This window comes from Rhodococcus sp. NPDC019050, from assembly GCF_055664235.1.
Map to the genome: position 1 here is coordinate 137,549 of NZ_JBVOON010000004.1, position 14,400 is coordinate 151,948.

16 protein-coding genes are annotated in these 14,400 nt (G+C 69.5%); 8 read left to right on the forward strand and 8 right to left on the reverse strand.

Annotation, left to right across the window (positions count from 1 at the left end):
* The first annotated feature begins 120 nt into the window (after positions 1–120).
* Entirely contained in the window at positions 121–1,635 is a 1,515-nt protein-coding gene (glpK, locus tag AC0B44_RS06950) for a glycerol kinase GlpK (RefSeq protein ID WP_471902198.1), read from the forward strand.
* Here glpK and AC0B44_RS06955 read toward each other — a convergent pair.
* From AC0B44_RS06955 to AC0B44_RS06970, 4 genes are all read right to left on the reverse strand, one after another.
* Entirely contained in the window at positions 1,620–2,594 is a 975-nt protein-coding gene (locus tag AC0B44_RS06955; protein WP_471902199.1) for an alpha/beta fold hydrolase, read from the reverse strand. The two genes, glpK and AC0B44_RS06955, sit on opposite strands and share 16 nt — an antisense overlap.
* Before the next feature lie 122 nt (positions 2,595–2,716).
* The gene (locus AC0B44_RS06960) at positions 2,717–3,562 is read right to left on the reverse strand and encodes a MerR family transcriptional regulator (RefSeq protein ID WP_471902200.1); all 846 of its coding nucleotides are present in this window, start codon (positions 3,560–3,562) and stop codon (positions 2,717–2,719) included.
* Entirely contained in the window at positions 3,559–3,984 is a 426-nt protein-coding gene (locus AC0B44_RS06965) for a VOC family protein (protein ID WP_471902201.1), read from the reverse strand. Before AC0B44_RS06965 ends, AC0B44_RS06960 begins: the two co-directional genes overlap by 4 nt.
* A gap of 71 nt (positions 3,985–4,055) precedes the next feature.
* A complete protein-coding gene (locus AC0B44_RS06970) occupies positions 4,056–5,453 on the reverse strand; it encodes an NAD(P)H-quinone dehydrogenase (protein ID WP_471902202.1) in 1,398 nt (465 codons plus the stop codon).
* Between the two features lie 179 nt (positions 5,454–5,632).
* Between AC0B44_RS06970 and AC0B44_RS06975 the strand changes: the two genes are divergently transcribed.
* Complete coding sequence (locus AC0B44_RS06975; RefSeq protein WP_471902203.1) at positions 5,633–6,103, forward strand: gamma-glutamylcyclotransferase family protein; 471 nt, start codon at positions 5,633–5,635, stop codon at positions 6,101–6,103.
* A gap of 15 nt (positions 6,104–6,118) precedes the next feature.
* On the opposite strand, the gene AC0B44_RS06980 is transcribed toward AC0B44_RS06975, so the two are convergent.
* From AC0B44_RS06980 to AC0B44_RS06990, 3 genes are read right to left on the reverse strand one after another with little or no spacing between them, the layout of a single operon-like run.
* Positions 6,119–7,276, reverse strand: coding sequence for a M20 family metallopeptidase (locus tag AC0B44_RS06980; RefSeq protein ID WP_471902204.1), 1,158 nt, complete (start codon positions 7,274–7,276; stop codon positions 6,119–6,121).
* Positions 7,273–8,433 (reverse strand): M20 family metallopeptidase, encoded by a 1,161-nt coding sequence (locus tag AC0B44_RS06985; protein WP_471902205.1) that lies wholly within the window; start codon positions 8,431–8,433, stop codon positions 7,273–7,275. Before AC0B44_RS06985 ends, AC0B44_RS06980 begins: the two co-directional genes overlap by 4 nt.
* Before the next feature lie 49 nt (positions 8,434–8,482).
* Positions 8,483–9,181: an enoyl-CoA hydratase/isomerase family protein gene (locus AC0B44_RS06990; protein ID WP_471902206.1), complete on the reverse strand. Its 699-nt coding sequence runs from the start codon at positions 9,179–9,181 to the stop codon at positions 8,483–8,485.
* 66 nt (positions 9,182–9,247) lie between these two features.
* On the opposite strand from AC0B44_RS06990, the gene AC0B44_RS06995 reads away from it, so the two are divergent.
* Together AC0B44_RS06995 and AC0B44_RS07000 are read left to right on the forward strand one after the other, a co-directional pair.
* Complete coding sequence (locus AC0B44_RS06995) at positions 9,248–10,060, forward strand: purine-nucleoside phosphorylase (protein WP_471902207.1); 813 nt, start codon at positions 9,248–9,250, stop codon at positions 10,058–10,060.
* Positions 10,057–11,532 carry a phospho-sugar mutase gene (locus tag AC0B44_RS07000; RefSeq protein ID WP_471902208.1) on the forward strand — a complete coding sequence of 492 codons (1,476 nt, stop codon included), beginning with the start codon at positions 10,057–10,059 and terminating at the stop codon, positions 11,530–11,532. The genes AC0B44_RS06995 and AC0B44_RS07000 overlap by 4 nt, the downstream gene beginning before the upstream one ends.
* Positions 11,533–11,544: 12 nt before the next feature.
* Here AC0B44_RS07000 and upp read toward each other — a convergent pair whose 3' ends face one another.
* Positions 11,545–12,168, reverse strand: coding sequence for a uracil phosphoribosyltransferase (upp, locus tag AC0B44_RS07005; RefSeq protein ID WP_471902209.1), 624 nt, complete (start codon positions 12,166–12,168; stop codon positions 11,545–11,547).
* Between the two features lie 143 nt (positions 12,169–12,311).
* Here upp and AC0B44_RS07010 point away from each other — a divergent pair, with 143 nt between their 5' ends.
* The 4 genes from AC0B44_RS07010 to AC0B44_RS07025 all read left to right on the forward strand — a co-directional run bounded on the left by AC0B44_RS07010 (position 12,312) and on the right by AC0B44_RS07025 (position 14,375).
* The gene (locus tag AC0B44_RS07010; protein WP_471902210.1) at positions 12,312–12,686 is read left to right on the forward strand and encodes a type VII secretion target; all 375 of its coding nucleotides are present in this window, start codon (positions 12,312–12,314) and stop codon (positions 12,684–12,686) included.
* Positions 12,683–13,657 (forward strand): C40 family peptidase, encoded by a 975-nt coding sequence (locus AC0B44_RS07015; protein WP_471902211.1) that lies wholly within the window; start codon positions 12,683–12,685, stop codon positions 13,655–13,657. The genes AC0B44_RS07010 and AC0B44_RS07015 overlap by 4 nt, the downstream gene beginning before the upstream one ends.
* Positions 13,658–13,737: 80 nt before the next feature.
* Positions 13,738–14,079 (forward strand): hypothetical protein, encoded by a 342-nt coding sequence (locus AC0B44_RS07020; protein ID WP_471902212.1) that lies wholly within the window; start codon positions 13,738–13,740, stop codon positions 14,077–14,079.
* On the forward strand, positions 14,076–14,375 hold the full coding sequence (locus AC0B44_RS07025; RefSeq protein ID WP_471902213.1) for a YbaB/EbfC family nucleoid-associated protein: 300 nt from the start codon (positions 14,076–14,078) through the stop codon (positions 14,373–14,375). Before AC0B44_RS07020 ends, AC0B44_RS07025 begins: the two co-directional genes overlap by 4 nt.
* Positions 14,376–14,400 lie beyond the last annotated feature (25 nt).

A 14,400-nucleotide genomic window follows, 5' to 3' on the forward strand; every position in this document is an offset into this window, starting at 1 on the left:
TTCACCGCACCGCTCCCGTGAGTCGCCGACGTATCCCCGACAAGGCTAGTAGGTTCGACCGCGCAGTGCTGAGTAGTTGCTGCTCGGAGCCACCCTGTCCGCACCTATCGAGGATCATCCGTGAACCAGTACATCGCCGCGTTCGACCAGGGCACCACGTCGAGCCGGTGCATCATCTTCGACCACGACGGCCATATCGTGTCCGTCGCGCAGAAGGAGCACCGGCAGTTCCTTCCCCGCGCGGGCTGGGTGGAGCACGATCCCGAGGAAATATGGCTCAACACCCGCGAAGTGGGTGCGGCCGCGCTGGCCAAGGCGGACGTGCGACGGCAGGACATCGCCGCGATCGGCATCACCAACCAGCGCGAGACGACCGTCGTGTGGGACCGCACGACCGGGAAGGCTGTGTACAACGCGATCGTCTGGCAGGACACCCGGACCGATCGGCTCGTCGAAGAGCTTGCCGGTGACGGCGGCGTGGACCGCTACCGCGAGGTCACGGGGCTTCCGCTGTCGACGTACTTCGCGGGCCCGAAGGCCCGGTGGATCCTCGACAACGTCGAGGGCGTCCGGGAGAAAGCCGATGCCGGGGAACTCCTCTTCGGCACTATCGACAGCTGGCTGGTCTGGAAACTGACCGGAGGTGCCGGTGAGGACGGGCACGGCCCCGGTGTCCACATCACCGACGTCACCAACGCGTCCCGCACGATGTTGATGAATCTCGAGACGCTGCAATGGGATCCCGACATCTGCGCGGAATTCGGGATTCCGCTCTCCATGCTCCCCGAGATCCGGAGTTCGTCCGAGGTGTACGGACACGCTCGCGAACGCGGGCCGTTCGCAGGCGTCCCCATCGCAGGGATCCTCGGCGACCAGCAGGCCGCGACATTCGGCCAGGCCTGCCTGTCCGAAGGCGAAGCCAAGAACACCTACGGCACAGGCAATTTCCTCCTCCTCAACACGGGCACGACGCCGGTCCGCAGCGAGCACGGACTGCTCACCACCGTGTGTTACCGCATCGGCAAGGGACCGACGGTCTACGCGCTGGAAGGCTCCGTCGCGGTGACCGGGTCACTCGTCCAGTGGCTGCGCGACAATCTCGGAATCGTGCGGTCAGCGTCCGAGATCGAGGAACTCGCCAGGTCCGTGCCCGACAACGGCGGGGCGTACATCGTGCCGGCGTTCTCGGGCTTGTTCGCGCCGCGGTGGCGCCCCGACGCGCGCGGTGTGATCGCGGGGCTCACGCGGTTCGTCGACAAAGGGCACCTGGCGCGGGCCGCTCTCGAAGCCACCGCGTATCAGACCCGCGAGGTCATCGAGGCGATGTACGCGGATTCGGGCGTCGAACTGCAGACGTTGAAGGTGGACGGCGGCATGGTCGTCAACGAACTGCTCATGCAGTTCCAGGCGGACATCCTCGGAGTGCCGGTCGTGCGACCGGTCGTCGCGGAAACCACCGCTCTCGGTGCCGCGTACGCAGCCGGTCTGGCCGTGGGGTACTGGGACGGCGAGGACGACATCCGACGCAACTGGGAAGCACAGAAGACCTGGGAGCCCACGATGAGCGGCGACGACCGGGAGCAACTGTTCGCAGCCTGGAACAAGGCGGTCGAACGCACCTACGACTGGGCCTGACGGGGCGTCGGCCGGGCTTGCCGGTCCGCCTCCGCCCAGAATTCGGGCAGTACGACGGCGAGAAAGTCCTTCGCCTGCATCGGAAGCGAATGGGTGGTGTCGGGCAGCACCTCGACCCTCGCATGCGGGAGGCGTCCGGCGCGGCGGGCAGCGGTAACGCCACCTGCGATCGAATCGCGTTGTGCGATGGCGACATACGTAGGCATCGTCAACGACCTCATCTCGTCGTCGGTCAGTCGTGACGGGACCGGAAGCGCCGCCGAGAAGTGTTCCGCACCGGCGAGGATCATCTTCGCGATGTCGTCGTCCGGGTCGAACTCTGCGCCACCGATCCGGCCGAAGGCGGAGCACCGCCAACTCTCGGGAAGGAAACCCATGGTCGCGACCATGGTCCACGCGAGCATGCGCACCGGCGGGTACGCGAAGGTGAACACCGGTTCCAGCAACGTCAGCGACCGGACGCGGTCGGGGAACCGGCGCGCGTAGGCCGCTGCGCTCGCACCGCCGAAAGAATGGCCGACGACGTGAGCACCCTCGGGTGCGAGTTCGTCGAGGACGTCGGCGATCCACAATGCCTGGTGCGCGGTCGAAGGCAGGGGCACGCTCTGGATCGACAGGCCGGCGTCGCCGAGCGCGTCGAACGCGAGGACCCGTCGGTGCGGCACGAACGTGCCGAGGTTCTCCGCCCACATCGGCACACCGGACGATCTTCCGGGGATCAGGACGACCGGGAGCACCCCGTCCACCTCGCCCGAGGTCCACTCGTACACGCGAACCGACCCGTATCGGGTTGCGACGTCGTGGGTGGAGGTAGGCACGGGCAGCGCGGACATGGCCCGCGTGTAGGCGTCCACGTACATCCGGCGCCCGTCCGCGTCACGGAAGTGACCGACACCCGGAGGGCCGAAGAAGATCTGCCGGATACTCGCTGCGCCCAGCGCTGCCAGCGCAGCACCCACCCCGATCCTGCTCCGGCGGCGCCACCGGGAACGACGGCCGAGGTGCGCATGTCGGGGTCGTGCGATCGGGTGCACCCCGTGATGGTGTCACGCGACGGAATAACGCCGCGGCCGAAACGGCGCTACCGCCCGCCCGGACCGTTCTCGCCGGGGCGGTAATCGTCGGGAACCGGATGCACGACGCGCGTGAGCATCTCGTCTTCCCCGACCTCCGCGGGGTCGGTCAGGTAGTACTCCCGTACCGGCCCTTCCGCGGGCACTCCGTCGTCGGCCAGACGCGCGAACAGCACGTGATACGCGACGGGCAACAGTGCGGGCGCTCCGGTGAAGTCCACTCCCGCGAAGACCCCACCGGGCAGGGTCACGATGTCGAACCCGGACTCCGGATCGAGCGGTATGCCGGGTGCGAGTTCCACGCCGACCCCGAAGGAGACCTCGCCGTCCAGCGCGGCGGGGTAACGGCCCACGACGGGAGCCGAGGTGTCCACTCCGAGCCGATCTGCCTGCGCGAGCACCGCGTCGATGGTTTCTGCTGCAGCGTGATCGAGCGTCTCCGCTGCCGCGACGGACTCCCTCCACAGCACCCTCTGGTCCGGAATGCGGTGCACGACGACGGGCAGATCCGTCGACGCCGCTGCTCCGAGAGAGTCGACGAGCGCGAACGAGCGTGCCGCCCGCGCGGCCTCGCGTTCGATGCGGGCGCGTTCGGCCGCAAGTACCTCGCTGCCGCGCGCCGGATCGTGCAGGAACACCCGGATCGCGGCGATCGAGACGTCGGCGCGCCGGAGCAACCCGATCCGCAGTGCGGTCGCCAACTGGGCCGACGTGTAGAACCGGTAGCCGGTGCCCGGGTCGACCCGTGCGGGCACGAGGAGACCTTCCCGGTCGTAGTAGCGCAGCGCCTTGATCGTCAGGCGTGCGGCGCGTGCGAATTCGCCGATGCTCATCCATCGCACCGGATCCGTCATTGCGGCCCACCGGAAACCGCGGCGCTCGCGGCGACGTCCGCCGCGTACGGGATGACGGTGATCACGTCCACCAGCAACCCGTCGGGGTCGGTCGTCATGAAATGCCGCTGCCCGAAATCCTCGTCCCGGAGCGTCAGCACGACGGGCATCCCCGCCGTGACCGCCCGGGCATGGACCTGATCGACGTCGTCGATCTCGACCGAGACCAGTACGCCCGCCGGCACCGTTCGGAAGCCCTCGGGCACGGTGTGGTGTTCTTGCTCGACGATCCCCAGTTGCACGACATCGGTGCCGGGTGCCTGCAATTGCACGTACCACCCGCTGTCGAAGACGACGGTGAGACCGAGCAGGTCGCGGTAGAAGTCGCGGCTGCGCGCCACGTCGCGGGCCTGGACCACAGGAAAGATGCTGTTGGTTGTCATGCATCCACCCTCTTTCCTCCCCCGAGGGGAGAGTCAAGGCCCGCGACGCGGGATCGTGAGCTGCGCGGATCTCAGTCCAGGTCGTCGTGGCGCATGAGCTGGCGGGCGGCTTCCGTCACCGAACCGCTAAGCGACGGGTACACCGCGAACGTCTGCGCGAGGTCCGCCACGCTGAGATTGTTCTGCACCGCGAGCGCGATCGGCAGGATCAGCTCGGATGCGGTCGGAGCGACCACGACGCCACCGATCACGACGCCGGTCGCGGGGCGGCAGAAGATCTTCACGAAACCTCGTCGCACTCCCGACATCTTGGCGCGAGGGTTGGTGTTGAGCGGGAGCATGACCGTACGGGCGGGCACCTCGCCGGCGTCGATCGTGGCCTGGCTCACGCCCACGGCTGCGATCTCGGGGCGCGTGAAGACTGCTGCGGCAACGGTCTTGAGCTTGATCGGGGTCACACCTTCGCCGAGCGCGTGGTACATCGCGATGCGTCCCTGCATCGCGGCGACCGACGCCAGCGGCAGCAGACCCGAGCAGTCACCGGCGGCGTAGATGCCGGGAACGGCGGTGCGCGACACGCGGTCGACGGGAAGGAAGCCCCTGTCGTCCAGTTCGAGCCCGACCTTGTCGAGTCCGAGACCCTGAGTGTTGGGGACCGAACCGACGGTCATCAGCGCGTGGCTGCCTTCGACGATCCGGCCGTCGGCGAGCAGCACGCGGATGCCCTTCTCGGTGCGTTCGACGGCGTCGGCGCGCGCGTGCTTGACGAGGGTCACGCCCCGCTCCGCGAGGACGTCCTCGAGCACGAGGGCAGCGTCCTCGTCCTCGTGCGGCAACACGCGGTCGCGGCTCGAGACGAGCGTGACGTGCACGCCGACCTCGGTGTAGGCGGAGACGAACTCTGCACCGGTCACACCCGAGCCCACGACCACCAGTTCCTCGGGCAGCGTGTCGAGGTCGTACAACTGGCGCCAGGTGAGGATGCGTTCGCCGTCCGGCTCGGCTCCCGGCAGGATGCGGGGGCTCGCGCCGGTCGCGATCAGGACCACGTCGGCGTCGAAGACCTTCTCCTCGCCGGTGTGGAGGTTGGCGCGGACCTTGTGCGCGGCCATGCCCGGCTGGCTGTCGATGAGTTCGCCGCGCCCGGAGTACAGCTTGACTCCGGCCGCTTCGAGCTTGGTGCGGATGTCGGACGACTGCGCACGGGCGAGACTCTTGACGCGGTCGTGCACCTGCGGCAGGGCGACGCTTGCGCCTTCGAGCTGGATGCCCAGGTCCCCGGCCCGGCGCATGTCGGTGCGGACGCCGGTGGACGCGATGAAGGTCTTGGAGGGGACGCAGTCGAACAGCACGCACGCGCCACCGATTCCGTCCGAATCGATCAGTGACACCGATGCGCCGTATTGCGATGCGACCAGCGCGGCCTCGTATCCCGCGGGGCCGCCGCCGATGATGACGATCCGGGTCATGGTTCTCCTCTGTATCGATTCCGAAGGGTGTCGGGGGCTTGCGCACAACGCACGCGGGGGTGTGCGGGCGTCCCCGACAACGCTATGCCACGAGCCCGTCCACTCGCATACGGACCTGGTAACACAGTGACGAGTGCCCCTGATCTTGCGTCGGGCGGCGACCCGTTAGCCTTACTCCCGTGCCGATCTACGCCGCCTACGGGTCCAACATGCATCCCGAGCAGATGCTGAAGCGCTGCCCGCACTCGCCGATGGCCGGGACGGGTTGGCTGCACGGGTGGCGGCTGACATTTGCGGGCGCCGACATCGGCTGGGAAGGTGCCCTGGCGACCGTGGTGGAGGATCCCGCGGCGAAGGTCTTCATCGTCCTCTACGACGTCACCGAGGACGACGAACGCAGCCTCGACAGCTGGGAGGGCGCGGAGCTCGGATTCCACCGCAAGATCCGGGTGCGCGTCGACACCGCCGACGGTCCGACCCTCGCGTGGCTGTACGTCGTCGACGGGTACGAGGGTGGTCTTCCGTCGGCCCGCTATCTGGGTGTGATGGCCGATGCAGCCGAGATTGCCGGAGCGCCCGCCGACTACGTGCGAGACCTGCGCACCCGCAACAGCCGCAACGTCGGTCCCGGGCGACCGGACAGCTTCTAGGCCCGGCGGGCGTCCCTACCCGACGCCCAGCGCCAGATTCGTCATCACCCGGACACCGACGGCCAGGGCTCTCTCGTCGAGATCGAAGCCCGGTTGGTGGATGTCGAGCTGGGGCCCGGTGCCCGACCACACGCCGAGACGGCCCATCGCGCCGGGCACATGCTCGAGGTACCACGAGAAGTCTTCTCCGCCACCGGATTGCGGAGTGTCGGACAGTGCGTCCGGTCCGACCGGACGGATCGCGTCCTCGAACATGCGCGCCGATACCTCGTCGTTGACGACGGGCGGCACACCGCGCAGATAGTTCAGCTGGTACCGGACCCCGGTCGGGGCGAGCAGGCCGTGGACGATTTCCCGCACCATCGGCTCGAGCAGTTGCCAGGTCGCGTGGTCACCTGTGCGGACGGTGCCGGCGAGCATGCCGGTACGGGGAATAGCGTTGGGCGCCTTGCCCGCACTGACGGTGCCCCACACCATGACGGTGCCCGTGCGCGGGTCGATGCGGCGGCTCAGCAGGCCCGGCAACCCGGTGATCACCGCACCCAGTCCGTAGACGAGGTCGCTGGTGAGATGCGGGCGCGAGGTGTGGCCGCCCGGCGAATCCAGGACGAGTTCGACGGTGTCGGCGGCGGAGGTGATCGCACCCACACGCATCCCGACCTTGCCCGCCTCGAGCCGCGGGTCGCAGTGCAGCGCGAAGATCCGTGAGACCCCGTCCAGTCCCCCGGCCGCGACGACGTCGAGTGCGCCGCCCGGCATCACTTCCTCGGCCGGCTGGAACACCAGTCGCACACCGACGGGCAGTTCGGGCAACGACGCGAGCGCCAGACCGGCGCCGAGAAGCACTGTCGTGTGCGCGTCGTGGCCGCACGCGTGGGAGACACCGGGCACGGTCGACGCGAACGGCAGACCGGTCATCTCCTGCAGCGGCAACGCATCCATGTCGGCACGCAACGCGATCCGCGGTCCGTCCGCCGGACCGAGATCACAGATCAGGCCGGTTCCGCGCGGCAGTACCTTCGGCGCGAGCCCGGCGGCGGCGAGGCTCGATGCGACGAACTCCGTCGTGGCGTACTCGTGCCGCGCGAGTTCCGGATTGGCGTGCAGGTGCCGCCGCCAGCTCACGAGGTCCTCGGTGTGTGCGCCGAGCCACTTCTCCACATAGGGGTTCATCGGCACTCGACCCCTTCGAGCAACCGGCCACGCTGGAAGGGATCGGCGGCGGCGCGGGCAGCAGTGGCCGCGAGGGCGCGGGCGCCGTCGACGACCGCACGGTCGGCCGACTCGGTGACGCATGCCGCAGCGAACGCTTCCTGATGCGTCACGGCACCGCCGGAGTCCAATCCGATGACCGGATGAATACCTGGCACCACGTTCGTCACGTTTCCCATGTCGGTACTGCCCAGCGGGCGCGATCCTTCCTCTTCGGGGGGCAACGGGGTGCGCCCGAGCCCGATGATCTCCTCACGATAGGCCCGCACGAGCCACGGGTCCGGGGTGAGTTCCGTGTACGGCGGCGACACGGTGCGGATCCGGTGCGTACAACCGGTCGCGAGCGCTCCGGCAGCGAAACAGGCTTCCGCCCGCTCGCCGAGGTCCTCGAGCAGTTCCGCGGAGGTCGCCCGCAGGTAGTACAGAAGTTCGGTGTGGCTCGGCACGATATTCGGGGCGGCACCTCCGTAGCCGACGATGCCGTGGATCTGCTGTCCCGGATGCAGGTGCTGACGCAGCAACCCGACCGCGACCTGCGCGACGGTTACGGCGTCGGCGGCGTTCCGTCCCTGTTCGGGGGCCGCCGACGCGTGAGCCTCGCGGCCCAAGTAGTCCACCGCGATATCGGCGAGGGCGAGCGAGGTCGCGCCCGTGATGTCCGTCGGTCCGGGATGGACCATCATTGCCGCGCCGACGTCGTCGAACACGCCTCGTTCGAGCATGAGAACCTTGCCACCGCCGGTTTCCTCGGCGGGCGTCCCGATCACCCGGACGGTGACACCGAGTTCGTCGGCGAGGGCGGCCAGACCGATTCCGGCGCCGACCGCAGCCGCGGCAATGATGTTGTGCCCGCACGCGTGTCCGATGCCTGGCAGCGCGTCGTACTCGGCGCAGAAGGCGAGCACGAGGTCCCCGCTGCCGAACCGGGCGTCGAAGGCGGTGGGCAGCCCGGCTATGCCTGTGCTGACCTCGAACCCGGCGGTGCGGAGCACCTCGACGACCTTCGCGGCGCTGCGGTGTTCCTCGAACGCGAGTTCGGGCTCGGCGTGGATCGAGTGCGACAGCGCGATCAAGGTGTCGGAAGCAACCTCGATCGCGCTGTCGGCATTAATCGTCACGCCGTTCAGTCTGTCATGCCGGACCTACCCGGCGGATTCGGCGGCAGCCTCAGCCGAGTGCGAAGTTCGACGCATCCGTCCGTATTTCGAGCGCGGCGATCAACGGGGCGTGCAGACCCCGCTTGATCGTCGTGAGATTCTTCCCGCGCGTGCCGGTGAGCGCGGCCGCGCGCTCGACGGCCGCGGCGAGCACGGTGTCACCGTCGACGGCCTGCTCGACGATCCCGGCGGCGACCGCGTCGCTGCCACCGAAACGGCGGCCGGTGGTGATGGCCTCGACGGCGGTCTGGATCGGCAGCCGGGACCGGACCAGCGCGGACATGCCCACCGTGAACGGCATGTTCAGCTGTACCTCGGGCAGGCACCAGAATCCGCGGTCCGCGCGCATGACACGGAAGTCGTGCGTCAGCGCCAGCATGGCTCCGGCGCCGAACGCGTGTCCCTGCACCGCTGCGACGGTGGCGGCCGGGAAGGTCAGGATCCGGACGTACAGGTCGTGCACGGTATCGAGGTATCCGGGCAGTTCGGTGAGGTTGGCGAACACCCAGTCGGTGTCGAGACCGTTGCTCCAGAACTTGCCGGTCGCCGCGGTCGCCAGGGCAGCGGGACCGTCGTGTGCTTCGACCTCGTCGAGCAATTCGCCGATCTCGACGAGCCGATCCGGGTGGAACCGGTTGTCGGTCGCTTCCGCATCACGGTCGCCGAGGTGCAGTACGAAGACGTCTCCGTCGCGTTCGAGGTAGGGCATGCCCGCCAGGATAACGTCTGTGGTTACCCGCGAGTAACCACCGCCGTGGCGTTAGGGTTCCGTGTCATGGGACACCCGGACGTCATCCTCGACCCCGCCGCCGAAGCGATCGCGGCCGCCGCCGTCATCGCCGAGCGTTCGGGGGTGCCCACGCACGGCGTCGCCGTCGTCCTCGGGTCGGGGTGGCGCGCCGCGGTCGAGCGTTTCGGGACCCCCGTCGCCACCGTTCCGATGAGCGAACTGCCCGGCTTCGTTCCTCCTACCGCCGCCGGGCATCCCGGCACCGTGCACTCGGTGCGGGCGGGCGACAACGCGGTGCTCGTTCTCGCGGGCCGTACCCATGCCTACGAAGGCCACGACCTCTCGCGTGTCGTGCATCCGGTCCGCACGGCGATCGCCGCGGGCGCACACACCGTGATCCTGACCAACGCGGCCGGTGGTATCGATCCCGAATTCTCCGTGGGGCAACCGGTTCTGATCTCCGACCACATCAATCTCACCGGCCGGTCGCCGTTGCGGGGCGCGCAGTTCGTGGACCTCGTCGACGCGTACTCCGCGGATCTGCGCGCACTGGCCCGGGAGATCGACCCCACCCTCGCGGAAGGCGTTTACGCGGGACTGCCCGGCCCGCACTACGAGACGCCCGCCGAAATCCGGATGTTGCGCACACTCGGCGCGGATCTGGTGGGCATGTCCACGGTGCACGAGACGATCGCCGCGCGTGCCGGTGGAGCGCGTGTGCTCGGCGTCTCCCTCGTCACGAACGCGGCCGCGGGCATCACCGGCGAGCACCTCGACCACGCGGAGGTCCTCGCGGCGGGGCGTGATGCCGCCACCCGGATGGGCGATCTTCTCCGCGACCTGGCGTCGCGGCTGTGACACTGCGTTTCGGCACCGCCGGGCTGCGCGGCCCGGTGGGCGACGGACCCGACCGGATGAATGTGCCCTTGGTGGTCCGTGCGACCGCCGGACTCGCGCACTGGCTGATCGACCACGGCCACGGCGGCGGCACGGTCGTCGTCGGGCGCGATGCCCGCACCGGCTCGGCAGACTTCTTCGCCGCAGCGGCGGAAGTGCTCGCGGCCGCCGGATTCGACGTGGTGGCACTCCCCCGCCCGCTCCCGACACCCGTCACGGCCTTCGCAGTGCGGGAACTCGAAGCCGTTGCGGGCGTTCAGATCACGGCGTCGCACAATCCCGCCGGCGACAACGGGTACAAGGTGTATCTCTCGGGTGGTGCACAGTTGGTCGAACCCGCCGACCGTGAGATCGAAGCCGCGATCGATGCGCAACCGGACGCGGCGCAGATCCCGCGCACCACGGTCGTCACCTCCGGCGAGGACCTCGTCGACCGGTATCTCACGCGGGTGGCGACGCTGCCGCGTTCACCACACCGGGACGTGCGGATCGCCCTGACCCCGCTCCACGGGGTCGGCGGGAAGACGGCCCTCGCCGCGCTGCGCGCCGCAGGATTCCACGACGTGCACGTCGTCGCGTCGCAATTCGAACCGGATCCGGCCTTCCCCACGGTCGCCTTCCCGAACCCGGAGGAACCCGGCGCGTCCGACGCGCTGCTCGAACTCGCCGCGACCGTCGGCGCCGACGTCGCGCTCGCATTGGACCCGGACGCCGACCGGTGTGCGGTCGGGGTACCCACCGATGGCGGGTGGCGGATGCTGCGCGGCGACGAGACGGGGGTGCTGCTCGGTGACCGCATCCTGCAATCCGCGCCACCCGATTCGCTCGTCGCGACGACCATCGTCTCCTCGACGCTGCTCGGCAAACTCGCCGCAGCGCGAGGCGCCCGGTTCGCCCGAACGCTGACGGGTTTCAAGTGGCTCGCCCGCGCCGGAGAGGGATTGGCCTACGCCTACGAGGAGGCGATCGGTCACTGCGTCGACCCCGACGCCGTGCGCGACAAGGACGGCATCGCCACAGCAGTCGTGGTGGCGGACTACGTCGCGGATCTGAAAGCGTCCGGCCGCACGCTTCTCGATGCCCTGGCCGACCTGCACCGCGAATTCGGGGTTCATCTGGGCGGGCAGGTCTCGCTGCGCGTGGAGGATCTGCGGCGGATCGAGGCGATCATGGCGCACCTGAGGACGGTTCCGCCGCGCACCCTTGCCGGTGAGCAGGTGAGCGCCGTCGACCTGGCGCTGGACACCAACGGCCTGAAAACCGACGCCGTCGTGTTCGAAGGCCCGACCGTCCGGGTGGTGGTGCGGCCGTCCGGCACCGAACCCAAGCTCAAGTTCTATCTCGAGGTCGTCACCGACGACCGCGCCGCCGCGGAGACGACCCTCGACGCGCTCCGCGCGTGGGCCGTCACCGTCGGCGATGCCGTGCGCTGATCCCCCTCGGGATCAGCGGGGACCGAACTGGCGATCTCCGGCGTCGCCGAGGCCCGGCACGATGTACTTGTTGTCGTTGAGGCCCTCGTCGACCGACGCGGTGACCAACCGGACCGGATGCCCGGACGCGGCGAGCGCGTCCACGCCCTGCGGGGCCGCGACGACACAGACCGCGGTGATGTCGGTCGCGCCGCGCGCCACGAGCAGGTCGAGGGTGTGCACCATCGAACCGCCGGTCGCGAGCATCGGATCGAGGACGAACACCGGCAACCCGGACAGGTCTTCGGGCAGCGACTCGAGGTACGGCACGGGCTCGAAGGTCTTCTCGTCGCGGGCCAGGCCCACGAATCCGACCCGGGCCTGAGGGATCAGAGCGTGCGCCTGGTCGACCATGCCGAGTCCGGCCCGCAGGACGGGGACGAGCAGCGGCGGCTGCTGCAACCGCACGCCCTCGGTGAGCGCGACCGGCGTCTTGACCTCGAACTTCTCGATCGGCGCGTCACGGACGGCCTCGTAGACGAGCATCTGGGTGAGCTGGTTCAGCGCGTGTCGGAAGGCAGCATTGTCGCTGCGTTCGTCGCGAAGATTGGTAAGGAGAGAAGCAGCGAGCGGATGGTCGACAACGAGCATGTCCATGCAGAAAAGGATAGAGCGCATGCCGCGCGCGCCGGAACGAGGGAACCGGACCTGCCCGCCATGCGTCGAACCGTGTGAGGAATGTCCGAGCATCGCCCGCACGCGATGTGACAACGGACACCGCATCGACCACGGGGGGGCGAGTGTCGGAGGAACTCGGCAGGGTCCGGCAGTTCGAGGGGCCGGCGCACGAAGCAGGAACCGGGACGGTCGGAGCCGACACAGCCGCGCTCGCAGGGTTCGGACGCGAGGCGAGCGCGCTGGCCGAGCGACTGCACGGTGCGGCAGCACACACGCGTGACGGGGATCCCACGCCGCTGGGATCCGTGTTCGGTGCCGTGGGCGCGGCATTCGTCACGGCGCTCGTGACGACCCACGATGCGCACGGACACGACCTCGAGCGACTCGGCGACGCGCTGGCCGGCATGGGTTCTGCAGCCGCGGCGTCGGCGGCGGCATACGAGCGTTCGGTCGATGAGGTCGCACGTCGGCTGACGGCCGCACAGGACGAGTCGTGATCGCGGACCCTGGCGGAGACCTGCTGGCCGCGCCGTTGCAGGAATTGCTGGGCGCCTTCGGGTCCGTGGCACCGCCGGGAGCGGACCCGGCCGCCCTCGTCCGGGAGGGTGCCCGGCTCGCGGAAGAGGTCCATGCCGCCGGCCGGGATGCCGTGGCGGAACTCGCCTGGGCGTGGACGGGTCCGGCCGCGGAGAACGCCGTCGCGAGCGCGGAGCGCATCGTGTCCGACGTCCTCGTGGCCGCCGACCGCGGACTCGACATCGCGGGCATCGCACTCGAGGCCACCGTCACAGTGGTGACGGGCGCTGCCGAACTGCAAGGGCTCGTCGACTCCTTCCGGACATTCGCACAGCAGGCAGCGCCGGTCGCGGGTCTGCCGCACGGTCAGCTGATGCTGCTCACCGTCGCGCTCGAGCACATCGCCGACGGCTTGCAGGTGCTCACCCGGGTGGTCTCGACCCTGGCCGAACTCACCGACCGCCTCACGACACTGGTGCCCGACCCCGGAGGACAGGCAGCGCCCTCCCCCACGGAGCCCGCCGCGCATGCGCTGACCGGTAGCGGCGGCCCGGGTACCGGAACCGAGGTGGTGCTGCCCGACGGCAGCGTGAGCGTCGCGCCGAACGCCGCCGCCGCGACGGCGGTCCGGCGCGCGCTCGACCAACAGGGCACGCCCTACGTGTGGGGCGGCACGTCGCCGGGCCGGGGCCTGGACTGCAGCGGTCTGACGCAGTACGCCTACGGCGAAGCCGGTGTCGAGATACCGCGTCTGGCGCAGGAACAGGACGTCGGGCAACGGGTCGATCCCGAGTCTGTACTGCCCGGCGACCTGGCGGTGTGGGACGGGCACGTGGCGATGGTGGTCGGCAACGGGCTGATGGTGGAAGCGGGCGATCCCGTCGCGGTCACCCCGATCCGCACCGGCAACGGTGGCATGGCATTCCAGGGCTTCTACCGGCCGACGGCGTGAGCATCGCCTGCCCACACGGGGTCCGGAGACGGGATCGGGTGGGCGGGAACCATGCGGGCGTCTGCTGCGTCCAACCGGCTATGGACCTCACCACCGACACTCCGGCGATCACCCCGGTCACCGCGATCGCCCACAATCGCGCGGGCACGATCTCGGTGCGTGCCACCGACGACGGTCTGCCGGTCGAACTCCGCATCGATCCCCGCGAACTTCGTTACGGCGCCGCCGCGCTCGCCGACGAGATCCTGGCGCTCAATCGCCGCGCCGCGCAGGAAGCGGCGGCGCTCCGCCGTCGCGACCTTCAGGACCAGGGCGTCCCGAGCGAAGTCGTCGACCGTATGCGCCGGCTGTCGTGCGGCGACGCGCCGGCGCTGCGCCACGTCGCGCAGGCCCGGACACGGTTCGAGGGAGAAGGCCGGTGAGCGAGCAGCAGGTGACGGCGATCGTCGATCGCGTCCGCGGGAAACTCGACGCCCTCGAGACCACGCTCGAAGGACTGCACAGCATCCGTGCCGCCGCGCAGAGCCCGGACGGGCGGGTCGTCGCACGCGTGGACGGGACCGGCGCACTCGCGGAACTTCGGCTGGAGGAGGCAGCGTGCCGCATGGACGCGCGCGAACTCGCGTCGTCGATCCTCACCACCGCACATGCAGCGGCGCACGCGGCCGCGATGCAGCGAGTCGCACTGATGGACAACCTCCGAAGCGCGCTCCGGTGAGGCGCTGCGGGCCACCCCGTCTATA